The sequence below is a fragment of the uncultured Sphingomonas sp. genome (assembly GCF_936927845.1).
In the GTDB taxonomy this organism is placed as follows: Bacteria; Pseudomonadota; Alphaproteobacteria; order Sphingomonadales; family Sphingomonadaceae; genus Sphingomonas.
In genome coordinates this window covers 224,801-238,713 of record NZ_CAKZHV010000059.1, presented here as the reverse complement: position 1 = coordinate 238,713, position 13,913 = coordinate 224,801, and the positions used below count along the sequence as shown (strand labels likewise).

The 13,913-nt window shown below is 66.6% G+C and carries 13 protein-coding genes; 8 read left to right on the top strand and 5 right to left on the bottom strand.

The window, feature by feature from the left end; genetic code table 11:
• Positions 1 to 2: 2 nt before the first annotated feature.
• The 4 genes from atpA to Q0579_RS11485 all read left to right on the top strand — a co-directional run bounded on the left by atpA (position 3) and on the right by Q0579_RS11485 (position 4,304).
• Positions 3 to 1,532, top strand: coding sequence for a F0F1 ATP synthase subunit alpha (gene atpA, locus Q0579_RS11500; RefSeq protein WP_298812295.1), 1,530 nt, complete (start codon positions 3 to 5; stop codon positions 1,530 to 1,532).
• A 115-nt stretch (positions 1,533 to 1,647) separates the two neighbouring features.
• Entirely contained in the window at positions 1,648 to 2,538 is an 891-nt protein-coding gene (locus Q0579_RS11495) for a F0F1 ATP synthase subunit gamma (protein ID WP_298812293.1), read from the top strand.
• 24 nt (positions 2,539 to 2,562) lie between these two features.
• Positions 2,563 to 4,050: a F0F1 ATP synthase subunit beta gene (atpD, locus tag Q0579_RS11490; RefSeq protein WP_298812291.1), complete on the top strand. Its 1,488-nt coding sequence runs from the start codon at positions 2,563 to 2,565 to the stop codon at positions 4,048 to 4,050.
• Positions 4,050 to 4,304 (top strand): ATP synthase F1 subunit epsilon, encoded by a 255-nt coding sequence (locus tag Q0579_RS11485; protein ID WP_298812289.1) that lies wholly within the window; start codon positions 4,050 to 4,052, stop codon positions 4,302 to 4,304. The genes atpD and Q0579_RS11485 overlap by 1 nt, the downstream gene beginning before the upstream one ends.
• A 203-nt stretch (positions 4,305 to 4,507) precedes the next feature.
• Here the strand turns inward: Q0579_RS11485 and Q0579_RS11480 are convergent, their stop codons facing one another.
• Together Q0579_RS11480 and Q0579_RS11475 are read right to left on the bottom strand one after the other, a co-directional pair.
• Entirely contained in the window at positions 4,508 to 5,407 is a 900-nt protein-coding gene (locus Q0579_RS11480) for a tyrosine recombinase XerC (protein WP_298812287.1), read from the bottom strand.
• Between the two features lie 20 nt (positions 5,408 to 5,427).
• Entirely contained in the window at positions 5,428 to 6,144 is a 717-nt protein-coding gene (locus Q0579_RS11475) for a DUF4197 domain-containing protein (RefSeq protein ID WP_298812285.1), read from the bottom strand.
• 106 nt (positions 6,145 to 6,250) lie between these two features.
• Here Q0579_RS11475 and Q0579_RS11470 point away from each other — a divergent pair, with 106 nt between their 5' ends.
• Positions 6,251 to 8,416, top strand: a complete 2,166-nt coding sequence (locus Q0579_RS11470) for a primosomal protein N' (RefSeq protein WP_298812281.1) — start codon at positions 6,251 to 6,253, stop codon at positions 8,414 to 8,416.
• A 226-nt stretch (positions 8,417 to 8,642) separates the two neighbouring features.
• A complete protein-coding gene (gene cas5 / locus Q0579_RS11465) occupies positions 8,643 to 9,209 on the top strand; it encodes a CRISPR-associated protein Cas5 (RefSeq protein WP_366522285.1) in 567 nt (188 codons plus the stop codon).
• 34 nt (positions 9,210 to 9,243) lie between these two features.
• Here cas5 and phhA read toward each other — a convergent pair whose 3' ends face one another.
• Positions 9,244 to 10,134, bottom strand: coding sequence for a phenylalanine 4-monooxygenase (phhA, locus tag Q0579_RS11460; RefSeq protein WP_298812279.1), 891 nt, complete (start codon positions 10,132 to 10,134; stop codon positions 9,244 to 9,246).
• Positions 10,135 to 10,156: 22 nt separating this feature from the next.
• Here phhA and Q0579_RS11455 point away from each other — a divergent pair, with 22 nt between their 5' ends.
• Positions 10,157 to 10,810 (top strand): TIGR02117 family protein, encoded by a 654-nt coding sequence (locus Q0579_RS11455; protein ID WP_298812274.1) that lies wholly within the window; start codon positions 10,157 to 10,159, stop codon positions 10,808 to 10,810.
• A 13-nt stretch (positions 10,811 to 10,823) separates the two neighbouring features.
• Here Q0579_RS11455 and Q0579_RS11450 read toward each other — a convergent pair whose 3' ends face one another.
• A complete protein-coding gene (locus Q0579_RS11450) occupies positions 10,824 to 11,198 on the bottom strand; it encodes a hypothetical protein (protein ID WP_298812272.1) in 375 nt (124 codons plus the stop codon).
• Positions 11,199 to 11,205: 7 nt separating this feature from the next.
• Entirely contained in the window at positions 11,206 to 11,820 is a 615-nt protein-coding gene (locus Q0579_RS11445) for an SOS response-associated peptidase family protein (RefSeq protein ID WP_298812270.1), read from the bottom strand.
• Positions 11,821 to 12,286: 466 nt separating this feature from the next.
• Between Q0579_RS11445 and Q0579_RS11440 the strand changes: the two genes are divergently transcribed.
• Positions 12,287 to 13,558, top strand: coding sequence for a hypothetical protein (locus Q0579_RS11440; protein WP_298812268.1), 1,272 nt, complete (start codon positions 12,287 to 12,289; stop codon positions 13,556 to 13,558).
• Positions 13,559 to 13,913: the final 355 nt, after the last annotated feature.

Here is a 13,913-nt window from a genome sequence, read left to right as displayed (position 1 = left end):
TAATGGACATCCGCGCCGCTGAAATCTCCCGCGTCATCAAGGACCAGATCGCCAATTTTGGCACCGAGGCCCAGGTCAGCGAGACCGGCCAGGTGCTGTCGGTCGGCGACGGCATCGCGCGCATCTACGGCCTCGACAACGTCCAGGCGGGCGAGATGGTCGAGTTCGCCAACGGCGTGCAGGGCATGGCGGTGAACCTTGAAGCTGACAACGTCGGCGTCGTGCTGTTCGGCTCGGACTCGGAGATCAAGGAAGGCGACACCGTTCGCCGCACCGGCACCATCGTCGACGTGCCCGTTGGCAAGGGTCTGCTCGGCCGCGTGGTCGACGGCCTCGGCAACCCGATCGACGGCAAGGGGCCGATCCAGGCCGAGCAGCGCAGCCGCGTCGAGGTCAAGGCACCCGGCATCATCCCGCGCAAGTCGGTGCACGAGCCGGTGCAGACCGGCCTCAAGGCGATTGACGCACTGGTGCCGGTTGGCCGTGGTCAGCGCGAGCTGATCATCGGCGACCGTCAGACCGGCAAATCGGCGATCGCGATCGACACCTTCATCAACCAGAAGCAGGCGAACGCCGGCACCGACGAGTCGAAGAAGCTCTACTGCGTCTACGTCGCGATCGGTCAGAAGCGTTCCACGGTCGCGCAGCTCGTCCGCACGCTGGAGGAGCAGGGCGCGATGGAATATTCCATCGTCGTCGCCGCGACCGCGTCGGATCCCGCGCCGCTCCAGTTCCTGGCGCCCTACACCGGCACCGCGATGGGCGAGTATTTCCGCGACAACGGCATGCACGCCGTCATCGTGTTCGACGATCTGTCGAAGCAGGCGGTCGCTTATCGCCAGATGTCGCTGCTGCTTCGCCGTCCGCCGGGTCGTGAGGCCTATCCGGGCGACGTCTTCTATCTCCACTCGCGCCTGCTCGAGCGCGCGGCGAAGATGAACGAGGACAATGGCGCGGGCTCGCTCACCGCGCTGCCGATCATCGAGACGCAGGCGGGCGACGTGTCGGCCTATATTCCGACCAATGTGATCTCGATCACCGACGGTCAGATCTTCCTCGAAACCGACCTGTTCTTCGCCGGCATCCGCCCCGCGATCAACGTCGGCCTGTCGGTCAGCCGCGTCGGCGGCGCCGCGCAGACCAAGGCGATGAAGAAGGTGTCGGGCTCGATCAAGCTCGAGCTCGCGCAGTACCGCGAGATGGCGGCGTTCGCGCAGTTCGGCTCGGACCTCGACGCCTCGACGCAGAAACTGCTCAACCGCGGCGCGCGCCTGACCGAGCTGCTCAAGCAGCCGCAGTTCAACCCGATGCCGTTCGAGGAGCAGACTGCGTCGATCTACGCCGGTACCAACGGCTATCTCGATCAGGTCGCGGTACACGACGTGGTGCGCTACGAATCGGCGATGCTCAGCTACATGCGCGAGCAGCACGCCGACGTGCTGGCCGCGATCCGCGACAGCCGCGAGCTGAGCAAGGACAGTGAAGCCAAGCTCAAGGCCGCGCTCGACTCTTTCGCGAAAACCTTTGCGTAAGATACCAAGGCCCTCTCCCTGCCGGGGAGAGGGTTGGGAGAGGGGCCGCCCAAAGCGACACGGCCCTGGCGAACGCTGACCCCGATCCGCTCGCGGTGACGGCAAGAGGAAACGAATGGCGTCTCTCAAGGCCCTCAAGATCAGGATCAACTCGGTCAAGTCGACCCAGAAGATCACCAAGGCGATGAAGATGGTCGCCGCCGCCAAGCTGCGCCGCGCGCAGGAAGCGGCGATGGCTGGTCGCCCGTACGCCGAGCGGATCGAGAGCGTGGTCGCGAGCCTCGCCGCGCGCGCCGGCGGTGAGGGCGCATCGCCGTTGCTCGCGGGCACCGGCCGCGATCAGGTTCACATGCTGGTGGTCGTCACGTCCGAGCGCGGCCTGGCGGGTGCGTTCAACACCAACATCGTCCGCGCGGCGCGTCGCAAGGCCGAGGAGCTCGAAGCGGCGGGCAAGACCGTCCACTTCTACACCGTCGGCCGCAAAGGCCGCGTCATCAAGCGCTTCTACCCGACCGGGGTCGTCGCTGACCACGATCTGTCGACCATGAAGGTCGCGCGCTTCGATGAAGCGAAGGCGATCGCCGACGATCTGCTCGCGCGCTACACCGCGGGCGAGTTCGACGTCGCACACCTGTTCTACGCCAAGTTCCAGTCGGCGCTGGTGCAGATCCCTACGACGCAGCAGATCATCCCCGTGTCGGTCCCGACGCGCGATCCCAAGCTGGCGCCGACGCTCTCCAACGACGGCGATGCTGCGGTCGAGTATGAGCCGAGCGAGGAACAGATCCTCGCCGACCTGCTGCCGCGTAACGTTGCGGTTCAGGTGTTCCGCGCGCTCTTGGAAAATGCGGCGTCGGAGCAGGGCAGCCGCATGAACGCGATGGACAATGCGACCCGCAACGCCGGCGACATGATCAATCGCCTCTCGATCCAGTACAACCGCACGCGCCAGGCCGCGATCACGACCGAGCTGGTCGAGATCATCTCTGGCGCCGAAGCGCTCTAAGCATTCAGAAGCAGGAACCAGAACATGGCCACCGTCCCCGACGCCAACATCTTTGATGATCGCCCCCATGTGTCGGGCAGCAACAATGTGGGCCGCATCAGCCAGGTGATCGGCGCGGTCGTCGACGTGTCGTTCGACAACCACCTGCCCGCGATCCTGTCGGCGCTCGAAACCGACAATAACGGGAACCGACTCGTTCTCGAGGTCGCGCAGCACCTCGGCGAGAACACCGTCCGCACGATCGCGATGGACTCGACCGAAGGACTGACGCGCGGTCAGAACGTGACCGACACCGGCAATCAGATCACCGTGCCGGTCGGCCCGGCGACGCTCGGCCGCATCATGAACGTCGTCGGCGATCCAATTGACGAGCGTGGGCCCGTCGGCACCGACCTGCGCGCACCGATCCACGCCAAGGCGCCCGAGTTCATCGACCAGTCGACCGAGAGCGCGATCCTCGTTACCGGCATCAAGGTCATCGACCTGCTGGCGCCCTATGCGAAGGGCGGCAAGATTGGCCTGTTCGGCGGTGCGGGCGTCGGCAAGACCGTGCTGATCCAGGAACTCATCAACAACATCGCCAAGGGCCACGGCGGCACGAGCGTTTTCGCGGGCGTGGGTGAGCGTACCCGCGAGGGCAACGATCTCTACCACGAGTTCCTCGACGCGGGCGTCATCGCCAAGGACGAGGCGGGTAACGCGATCAGCGAGGGCTCGAAGGTCGCCCTGGTATACGGCCAGATGAACGAGCCGCCGGGCGCGCGCGCGCGCGTCGCGCTCTCGGGTCTCGCGATTGCCGAGTATTTCCGCGACCAGGAGGGCCAGGACGTGCTCTTCTTCGTCGACAACATCTTCCGCTTCACGCAGGCGGGCGCAGAGGTGTCGGCGCTGCTCGGTCGTATTCCGTCGGCGGTGGGCTATCAGCCGACGCTGTCGACCGACATGGGTGCGCTGCAGGAGCGGATCACCTCGACCAACAAGGGCTCGATCACCTCGGTGCAGGCCGTGTACGTGCCCGCGGACGACTTGACCGATCCGGCGCCGGCGACCTCGTTCGCGCACTTGGACGCGACCACCGTGCTCAACCGCGCAATCTCGGAGCTGGGCATCTACCCCGCGGTCGATCCGCTCGACTCGACCAGCCGCGTGCTCGAGCCGCGCACGGTCGGCCAGGATCACTACGAGACCGCCCGCGCGGTGCAGGCGACGCTGCAGAAGTACAAGTCGCTGCAGGACATCATCGCCATCCTCGGCATGGACGAGCTGTCCGAAGAGGATAAGCTGACCGTCAGCCGCGCGCGCAAGATCCAGCGCTTCCTCAGCCAGCCGTTCCACGTCGCCGAGGTGTTCACCAACATCCCAGGCAAGTTCGTCCAGCTCGACGACACGATCCGCTCGTTCAAGGCGGTCGTGAACGGCGAGTATGATCACCTGCCCGAGGCAGCGTTCTACATGGTCGGCGGCATCGACGAGGTCGTCGCCAAGGCCGAGAAGCTGGCGCAGGACGCGTAATGGCGCTGCACTTCGAGCTGGTCACGCCCGAGCGCCTCGTGCGCTCGGACGAGGTCTATATGGTGACCGTGCCGGGCACCGAGGGCGATTTCGCGGTGCTCGAAGGCCACGCGCCGCTGATGGCGACAATCCGCGATGGCAACGTGTTGGTGCAGATGACGCCGAACGCCGCGCCTGAGACGATCGCGGTGCGCGGCGGCCTTGCCGAGGTCAATGCACGCGGGCTGACCGTACTGGCCGAACACGCCGACTGATCGAAAGGGGCAGCGGAGCCGCGACGATGCGCTCCGCTGCTGCGATCATGGGCCATCCCATGCCGCTGGACTGTCCTACCCTCGCTAACGTCGCTAGCGCGAGGCCATGATCGCTCAGTCGCTTCGCGCGCAGATGTTGAGAACGCGCGACAACCTCAACTTTCTCAACTTCGGCCCTGCTCAGTACGCCTTAGCCCTATGGATCAGGCGCGCGGGTGGGCGTTTCGGTACACATCCAGCAGGCGCGCGGCATCGACCTGGGTGTAGATTTGCGTCGAACTGAGGCTCGCATGGCCGAGCAGCTCCTGCAACGCCCGCAGGTCCGCACCGCGGCCGAGCAGGTGCGTGGCGAAGCTGTGGCGCAAGGCGTGCGGCGTAGTGCGCTCCGACAAGCCGAGCCGCGCGCGCGCCCGCCGGACCTTTGCTCGTACGATCCCGCCGGACAGCGCTCCCCCGCGTACGCCGCGAAACAACGGCTGATCGCTCGCAACAGGCCAAGGCATGCGCGCGACGTAATCCTCGATCGCTGCACGAACCTCTGGAAGCAACGGGACGATCCGTGTCTTTGCACGCTTGCCGGTGACGGCCAGCGTGTCGCCGAGCGGAAGTGCGCCCCCAGTCAGCGACAGCGCCTCGCCGATCCGCAACCCCGCACCGTACAGCAGCAGCAGCACCGCCCAGTCGCGTGCGGCGATCCACGGCTCATCACTCTCCTCCGCCACGTCCCTGGCGAGCCACACGGCTTCCGCCGGCGCGACCGGGCGCGGCAGCCCCTTCTTCACGCGTGGACCCTTGAGGAGCGGTGCCGAACCAGTGCCGTTCGCCCATTCGAGGAAGGCGCGCACCGCCGACAGCTCGCGCGCCGCCGACGCGTTGGTCAGCCCCCCTAAGCCACCGCTCACCCCGCGACGCTGCGCGAGATAGGCGCGCACATCCGCCGCCCCAACCCGCAAGAGCGCTGGTCGATCGACCATTGCCCCCCAGTGTTCGGCGAGAAATTGGATGAAGCGCTCGGCCGTCGTGCGATAGGCGCGCACGGTGTGAGCGGAGCGGCGGCGCTGCTGCGCTAGATACAGGCTGAAGTCAAAAGCCAGACCGGTCATGCGCGCAATGCTAGCAAGTCTCAGCCGCGCAGGCGACCGGCAGCGAACACCGACTCGACCAGCGGATCGCGGGCTGATCGCGAGTCAGTGCGGATTGCCGCTTCCTCGCGCCCGATCGCCCGCCACAGCCCGCGCGCGGCTTGTGTCGTAATCACCCGCTGCAAGCCAACGACGTTGACGCCGGTGGCTGCGCCGATCACCGGGCCGAGCACACCGTTGCTGCCAAAGCTGCGAAGCGCCTCGCCGACCTCGGGGAGCATCGCGTCGATAATGCGCGGGCCGATCGCACGTTCGAGGTAATCGGTGCCTGCCGTTGGCCCGCCTCGGGCAATTGCGACCGCGTCGGAGAAGCTGAGGGTGCGGATCGAGTCGAGGATGATCGGCGCGGCGCGGTCTGCGGCCTCGCCGGCGGCCTTGTTGATCAGCCGTGATAATTGATCCTGCACGGGACGCGAGCGTAACAATGCGCCGAGCACCGCCCCTGATCGATCGCCCCGCGTCTCCGGAATGGTAACGCGTGCCAAAGCGTCATTCAGGTAGCCGTTGTCCTGAACCAGCCTCGTCACTGCGCGCTGCGTCGAGATTGTCAGCAAGCGACGCAGCGCCTCGTCCAAGCCACCGCTCGTGCCAATCGTCGCGCAACCTGACAGCAAGGCAACGGATCCGAACAACACACCGGCAACGAACCCTCGTCGGCTCGTGTTGGCGGCATCGCGTTGCAGCGCAATCGGCATCATCGAACGTCTCCTTTGGTCGTGCCGATCATTGCGCGCCTAGCGGTAACGTCGGCTGAACGACTTCGCGGTTTCGCGAGTTGCCAGCACTTCCTACATAAACGCCGCAATGTCGCGTGCCCGTGTTCTCGTCCTCAACTCCGCGCTTGGACCGCTTGATTACCGCGTGCCCTACGGCATGACGGTCGAGCCGGGTTCGATCGTGATCGCGCCGCTGGGACCTCGTCAGTTGATGGGGGTGGTCTGGGAGGCGGAGCGACTGCCCTCCGAGGCGGAAGTCGGCGACAATCGCCTGCGCAACCTGCTTGGCGTCGCCGACGTGCCCGCCCTTAAAGCGCCGCTCAGGCGGTTGGTCGAGTGGACGGCGGACTATTATCTCGCGCCGCCCGCCGCGGTGGTACGTATGGCGCTGTCCTCGACCGCGCTGGAGCGGTCACGCACTGCTATAGAGTATCGTGCGACTGGCCACGTTCCCGAACGACTGACGCCGAAACGCGCGCAGGCGCTGGAGCGGATCGGTGAGCGACAGGGCCTCATCCGCGAACTCGCCGGTATCGCCGAGGTGAGCGACGCGGTGATCCGCGGGCTGGTTAAGGCGGGTGCGATCGAGGCGATCGAGGTCGATATCGACAATCGCTATCCAGAGCCTAACCCTATGCACGCGCCGCCCGACCTGTCGCGCGAGCAGGGTCAAGCCGCCGCCCGCCTCGTCGGCGACGTGGCGGCGCGCACTTTCGCCCCCACGGTTCTCGACGGCGTCACAGGATCAGGCAAGACTGAGGTCTATTTCGAGGCGGTAGCGGAGGCGATCCGGCAAGGGCGGCAGGCACTAGTGCTCCTGCCCGAGATCGCGCTGACCGAGCCGTTCCTGAAGCGTTTTCACGACCGCTTCGGCTGCGAGCCGGTAGCATGGCACTCGGGCCTGCGTGCAACGCAGCGTCGCCGCGCGTGGCGTGCGATCGCCAGCGGCGAGGCGCGGGTGACGGTGGGTGCTCGTTCGGCGCTGTTCCTACCATACGCCAATCTGGCGTTGATCGTCGTCGACGAGGCGCACGAGACTAGCTTCAAGCAGGAGGACGGCGTCCACTATCACGCGCGCGATGTGGCGGTGATGCGCGGCAAGTTCGAGAAATGTCCGGTGATCCTCGCCTCCGCCACGCCCGCAATTGAGACACTCCAGCAAGTCGAGCGCGGACTCTATGCCGAGGTAAAGCTGCCGCAGCGCTTCGGACCTGCGGAGATGCCCGCGATCGAAGCCATAGACTTGATCACCGAGCCGCCGCCGCGGGGACGCTGGCTCGCACCCAAGCTGGTCGCGGCGATCGACGAAGCGCTGGGTAAAAGCGAGCAGTCGTTGCTGTTTCTCAATCGCCGCGGCTACGCGCCACTTACTCTTTGTCGAACCTGCGGACATCGTTTCCAGTGTCCGAACTGCACAGCCTGGATGGTCGAGCATCGGCTAACGCGGCGGCTCGCCTGCCATCATTGCGGCCATATCGAGCCGATACCGCGCCTATGTCCCGAATGCCATGAGGAGGACACGCTCGTCGCGTGTGGACCAGGCGTTGAGCGCATCGCGGATGAGGTCGCGGCCTTGTGGCCGGAGGCCCGGATCGCGCTCGTCACCTCCGATACGATCTGGTCACCAGCTAAGGCTGCCGAGTTCGTCGGGCGGATGGAGGGGGGGGCGATCGACATCGTCGTCGGGACACAGTTGGTGACCAAGGGCTATCACTTTCCCAACCTGACGTTGGTCGGTGTGGTGGACGCCGATCTCGGGCTGGAGGGCGGCGACCTGCGTGCGTCGGAGCGAACGTTTCAGCAGATCCGTCAAGTCTCCGGGCGTGCGGGACGCGGTGAGAAACCGGGGCGCGTGTTCATCCAGACGCATAGCCCAAGGGCGCAGGTCATGCAGGCGTTGGTAACGGGTGACGCCGACGCCTTCTATGCCGCCGAGGTGGAAGCGCGACGCGATGCAGGCGCGCCGCCGTTCGGTCGCTATGCAGCAATCATCGTATCGAGCGAATATAAGGCCGCAGCGCACGACACGGCGCTGTTGATCGGCCGCACCGCGCCCGAGGTCGATGGCATGCATGTCTATGGTCCGGCGCCGGCGCCGCTGGCGATGCTGCGCGGGCGGCATCGCTTCCGCCTGCTCGTTCACGCGCGCCGCACACTCGACGTACAGGACGTGATCCGTGCTTGGCTCGCCGAACTAAATTGGCCGGCGAAGGTTCGAGTAGCCGTTGACGTTGACCCCTACAGTTTTGTCTGAGTCAGCTTCTTGCCGCCTGTTTTGCAGGCCGATGGGCGAGCGACAGCCTGAACGTCAGCGTTCCACAGATGAGCTTTAGTACGAGAAGGTGATCGTCATGGGGTTTAATCCTCCAAAGTGACGGTGGAGACGCCAGATTACGTTCTCTACAGTATGATCCTAGAGGCTGGGTCCGTAATGGAGGGAATGACTGCAGCACCTTCGAAGAACGACGTACGAACGATTCGTGAACAATCTACATGCCATCCCACTTAGTGTGATCATCCAAGGTCCTCGTGCGTGTTTCAGACGACCAGAGTTCACTACGGATCTCGTTTCCTATGACGTGATGCCGCCTTACGTCGCTGAGCAAATTCTTCGAAGCGTCTGCAACGTGGACGGAAAACGGTGGCGCATCGACTGCATACGGGTGGTCAGACCGATTAGGTTCATTTTGGACGAAGTCACTAGCGCACGTGGGCCCCGGCGAACTTTGGTGCTCCGCGATGTTGAATATGTGATCGACGCACATGTGAATTGCTCTGAGAGGGAACGCGACGATCTTGAGAGGCTAGTCAGCGAAGCCTTCGATGGTGAGCAGGACGTATATCTCGGAGCCTCCATCTATCCAGCGACACTTAGATTGGCCAGCGTATCTGACGAATCAGACGGCATGATCGAGCCGCAGGTGATTGATCTCGGCTGGATGATCAATGAGCAGAAAAGCACCAGTGTCCGCTTCCCAATCTTTTTCCGGGCTCGCCTTATCGATGGCTGCGTGCGGATAGACGATCGGTGCTTGACCGCCAGTTAGACGATCAGCGCTACGCGGCAAGGTTCCGCTAGACTTAAGGTAAGCTATGAATTCGATTGGCTTCTTTATCTCGCGCGTATTCTTGTGTTCCTCGGGTGAGTAGATTGTCCTCGGGAAGAATATGCGCGACCGGCAAATCTGGTTGTTGCTTGAGAGTTTCATAGAGCGGCGCGAAGTCGGTTTCCACCGTTGCGCGGAGTAGGTCGTCAAAGCTGTTAATGACGAAGTAGTTCTGCTGGAAATCGTCGATCCGGTATTCGGTGCGCATGACGCGGACGAGGTCGAAGGCGATACGATGCGGGCTGGGATCATCAAGGGCGAAGCGGCTCTCCGCGGCCGAGGAGACGATCCCTGAGCCGTAGATGCGCAGTCCGTCGTTCTCCTTCACCAGTCCGAACTCGACCGTGTACCAGTAGAGGCGTCCGAGGTATTTCAGCGCGTCCATGCCAAGCGCGCGTTGACCGCCCTTGCCATAGGCTTCGAGATAGTCGGCGAATACCGGGTCGGCGAGCATGGGGACATGGCCGAAGACGTCGTGAAACACGTCGGGTTCTTGCAAATAGTCGAGCTGGTCGGGGCGGCGGATGAAATTGCCGGCGACGAAGCGGCGGTTTGCCATATGATCGAAGAACACATCGTCGGGAACGAGGCCGGGGACGGCAACGACCTGCCATCCGGTCAGCTTCATCAGGCGTTCGGACAAGACGTCGAAGTCGGGGATGCCGGGCTTGTCGAGGCGCAGCACGTCGAGCCCACGCAACCAGGCTTCGCTTGCGCGGCCGGGGAGCAGTTTCGACTGGCGGGCGAACAGCGTATCCCACGTGGCGTGTTCTTCGGGCGTGTAGTTCGACCAGTTCTGCGCGATCGTCCAGTCGGCGGCGGCGTCGGCGGGCGGGGCGGTGAGAACGTGCGTTTCGTCAGACATGGCGTTGTTCTAGCATGAGCGGGTGAAGCGCCAAGTCCATCGTCTGTCTTTCGTGTTGCTCGGGTTGGCGGGCGTGGTTGCGGCGTATCTGCTGGCTGGACTGGTGGGCGCGGCGTGGGTGGTGAACCGTACGTGGCAACCGCCCGCGCAGGGCGTGACCGTCTTGGTCGAGGACAATGGCATCCACACCGATCTGGTCATGCCGAAGCAAGTGGCGGGGGTCGATTGGCGAAGTGTGTTCGGAGGCGAGGCGTTGCGGGATGCGCGATATGCCGCGTTCGCGCACGTCGCGGTGGGATGGGGGGAGCGGCGTTTCTTCGTCGAGACGCCGACTTGGTGGGATCTGCGTCCTGCCACGGTGATCGCGGCGGGGTTGGGGAGCGAGAATACCGTGCTGCACGTCGAGCATATCGCGCGACCGGTGGCGGGAGAGCATGTGCGGGCGGTTGTGCTGACGCCGGAGCAATACCGGCGGCTGGCCGGCTTCGTGCGGGCGAGCCTGGCGCCGGGCGAGGTGACGGCCGGCTATGCCGGCCATGATGCCTTTTACCCGGCGCACGGGCGGTATGATGCGTTCAACACCTGCAACAACTGGACGGGTCGCGCGCTCGCGGTGGCCGGGGTGCGGGTGGGGCGATGGACGCCGTTTTCCGCGACGGTCGGCTGGTGGCTGTGAGCGCGCGGGATCTTCAATTGGCGGCGCCGGTCTGATTGGCGATCTCACCACGGGTGGCGGCGAGCGTCGGGGCGGGGCCGGTGGCGGGGCGCAGCGCGTCGCGCTCGCTCGCCGGAACCGCGGCGGTCGGATCGGGGCGGAAATCGACCGGCGCGCGGGTGGTGCCGGGTGTCGGCGCGGATGGCTTCAGGTCGGGGGCGGGATGTTCGCCGCCCGACGGCCGGCTGGCGAGCAATTTGTCGAACAGGCCGAAGCGGAGCGCACCGAACAGGCCGGCGGCGACGACACCGATCCCGGCGGCGACGGCGACGCCGCCCTTTTTCTTCACCGGCTTGTCGGCGGGTTTGCGGTTCGCGCTGCGGCGGGTTGCGGGATTGTTCTGTGCCATGCGCGGGTCAACCGCCGGGCGAAGCAGGCGTTCCGTCGACGCGGGTGGCGACGAGCGTGCCCGCGGGCGCGGGGCGGCAGAGATCGGCGGACGATGCCGAGCCGTCGAGCCAGCCGCGCCAGTCGCTTCGGTCGAGTACCACCACCTGACGATCGTGATAGGGAGCGATGTCGGGACCAGGGCGGGTCGTGAGCATGGCGAAGGCCTGCCCGACCGCGGGGTCGTCGCGCCACACGCCGGCGATACAAAACCAGGGTTCGCCAACATGGGTGAACAGCCACCGGGTCTTGCGCTTCTGCCCCGGATCGGTCGGGGCGGTGAATTCGTAGAAGCCGTCGACGGGGATCAGGCAGCGCCCGTGCGCGATGTTCCGCCCGTCGGAGCGGTAATTGTAGACCGGACGACCGTGCGCGCCCGGCCAGCTCCAGCGACGGGTGACGAGTTCGGCCCCGCCCGGCGCATCCGATGATGAGCGGACGATGACGGTCGGGTCGGTGATCCGGATCGAGGCGAGCGGGGCCATGTTGGGAAGCCCCTCGGGAAAGCGCAGCGGGATACGCAGGTCGTGGACATCCTGGCGCAGGAGGCCGAGTTCGATCCGCCGGGCGGCTTCGTTGCACATCGCATGATGCTAGGCCGGAGGGAGCCGAATGGCGAGCGTCGTGCATCCGGGCACCGGCCGCGGGGGTCGGATCGGCGCTGCCGGGGTCGGTAGCACGGGGGACCGTGCCCGCGAGGTCGGCGGGGCTGGCAGGGTCGGCGGGGGTGACGGTGTCGGCATCGGAGGCGGTGACGAGGTCTGTGTCGGTGACGGGATCGGTGAGGCGGGTGAGGACGATGCCGTCTCGCGCACCGGCGGGGTTGTTCAGCGCTGCGCACGGCGAAGCGACCCCGCGCGGCGGATGGTGGGGGATGGTGTCGGCGGTGACGGGGGCGGGAAAGCCGGGGTAATCGGTGCTGTCCTGAGCGGCGGCGGAGGCGTCCTGTCTCACGTATGCCGGAGCAGTTTCACGGGGTCGATCGCCGGGGGGCGTGGCGGGAGTGTCGGGTCGGTCGTTGGGGGATGACAGGCGGGTGAAGCCGGGGGTTTGTTCGCCGCCTTGGTCGGGCGTGGAGGGGGCAGGGGGATCGGGGTCCGTCGGGAGGTTAGAGTCGGCGGCGGGGTCGTCGCCGTCGTCGTCATCGTCCGCGCGGGTCCGGGCGGCGTCGGCGAACCATTGGTCACGCTCGCGCGCCTCGGCGACGTGGCGGACGGCGGCGTGGATGCGGTGGGGGCGTTCGAGCTGGTCGAGCTCGTCGAAGGTGAGTTCGCGGCAGTAATCGCGGTCGCCCCATTCGCCGTCCTCCTCGCCGATGAAGTCGTCGGGCGGGGGGAAGCGGGTGCGCCAGGCGTCGGACAGGTCGCACCACCAGACGGGTTCGGGCTGGTCGGCGGGGCTGACGTAAGCGGGCAGGTCGCAGGCTGGCAGGTCCGGGCGAAGTTGAGAAAGTTGAGGTTCTCGCGCGGGCGCGGGAGCGGGTGCGAGCGCGAGGAGGCCGGCGGCCTCGGCACGGGCCCATTGCTCGGCGGACCAGCGCGCGCGGGCGGCGGGATCGAGGTCGGACACGTCGATGTCGCCGGCGAGCGCGGCGCCGCTGGCGATCCAGCGATCGGCGCGGGCAAGCGCGGCCAAGGGCGCGAGATCGGCGACGTGATGCGCTGCGCCGGGCTTCATGAGGCGGGGGGCGAGGAACAGCCCGGCGCGCGCGGGCGATGCGCCTTGGTCGATCAGGTCGAGAAAGGCGTCGAACTCACCCGCGACCGCACGCGCGGCGGTGCCGTGCGCGCTGCCGCTGGCGGCATCGGAGAAGCGGTCGAGCCGGTGGAGCATGTGGGTGGCGAGGCGATTGTCGTAGCGGAAGCGGGTGACGACCGAGCCGTCGGGGCGGGTGATCACCTCCTCCTGCCCCTCGAGCGCGCGGGTGAGGAGCGTGTCGGCGAGCGTTTCGCGCGCGAGCAGCCGCGCGCCGTCCCAGGCGAGCGCGAAGGCGGCCCCGTTGGCGCGGCGGCGAAAGGCGTAGGCCGCGCTGGCGGTCATCCCGGCGCGGCGGCAGGCCTGATCAACGGTGTCGCCGCCGGCGATGGCTTCGACAAAGGTGCGCTGACGCTCGGGCGTCCAGCCGTCGTGGCGGCTGGGACACGGGCCGGGGCCGGCTTCGGGCACCGGTGGCGCATCGGGAGCGGCTCGATGACCGTCGGGCGGGCGGGCGGGGGTGGGTGGGGCGAGCGGGGTCATCGGCGGCACAGCCCGCCCGAGCGGAACAGCGCCTCCATCGCGCGCGCGCGGCGATGTGTTCGGGGGCGAGCGGTGTGGTGGTGATGCGGCCGGCGTCGACGTGCGCCTGCCACTCGCGCCACGGCTGCTCGCCGCTGTCGGGGGAGGAGTCGATGGGGAAGGCGGGGTAGAGCGGTAGCGTGTCCATGCGCGTGGGTCCCGTTGTTTGGGGGAACCGGGGAGGTAGGCAGGGAAGGCGCGTGTAGGACAGGCCGGCGCGGCAAGGCGGTAGCGCAGCTAGCGCCGCGCGCACCAGCGCCGGCCCGGCCAGCGGCGCCAGCAGCGCCGACTGACGACGCGGCTTCGTCGCGGCGGGGCTTGGTTGTTCTTCCCCGTTGCTACTTCACCGCTAGCGCCACGTCCGAAGGCGAGGCTTCGCCGCGGCAGCACTTGACGCCGC

Excerpts from the sequence above, each read along its gene's own strand:
- Q0579_RS11450 (WP_298812272.1), bottom strand. The coding sequence starts at position 11,198 with ATGGCACAGAACAATCCCGCAACCCGCCGCAGCGCGAACCGCAAACCC.
- Q0579_RS11480 (WP_298812287.1), bottom strand. The coding sequence starts at position 5,407 with ATGACCGGTCTGGCTTTTGACTTCAGCCTGTATCTAGCGCAGCAGCGC.
- atpA (WP_298812295.1), top strand. The coding sequence starts at position 3 with ATGGACATCCGCGCCGCTGAAATCTCCCGCGTCATCAAGGACCAGATC.
- Q0579_RS11470 (WP_298812281.1), top strand. The coding sequence starts at position 6,251 with ATGTCGCGTGCCCGTGTTCTCGTCCTCAACTCCGCGCTTGGACCGCTT.
- Q0579_RS11485 (WP_298812289.1), top strand. The coding sequence starts at position 4,050 with ATGGCGCTGCACTTCGAGCTGGTCACGCCCGAGCGCCTCGTGCGCTCG.
- Q0579_RS11495 (WP_298812293.1), top strand. The coding sequence starts at position 1,648 with ATGGCGTCTCTCAAGGCCCTCAAGATCAGGATCAACTCGGTCAAGTCG.
- phhA (WP_298812279.1), bottom strand. The coding sequence starts at position 10,134 with ATGTCTGACGAAACGCACGTTCTCACCGCCCCGCCCGCCGACGCCGCC.
- atpD (WP_298812291.1), top strand. The coding sequence starts at position 2,563 with ATGGCCACCGTCCCCGACGCCAACATCTTTGATGATCGCCCCCATGTG.
- Q0579_RS11475 (WP_298812285.1), bottom strand. The coding sequence starts at position 6,144 with ATGATGCCGATTGCGCTGCAACGCGATGCCGCCAACACGAGCCGACGA.
- Q0579_RS11445 (WP_298812270.1), bottom strand. The coding sequence starts at position 11,820 with ATGTGCAACGAAGCCGCCCGGCGGATCGAACTCGGCCTCCTGCGCCAG.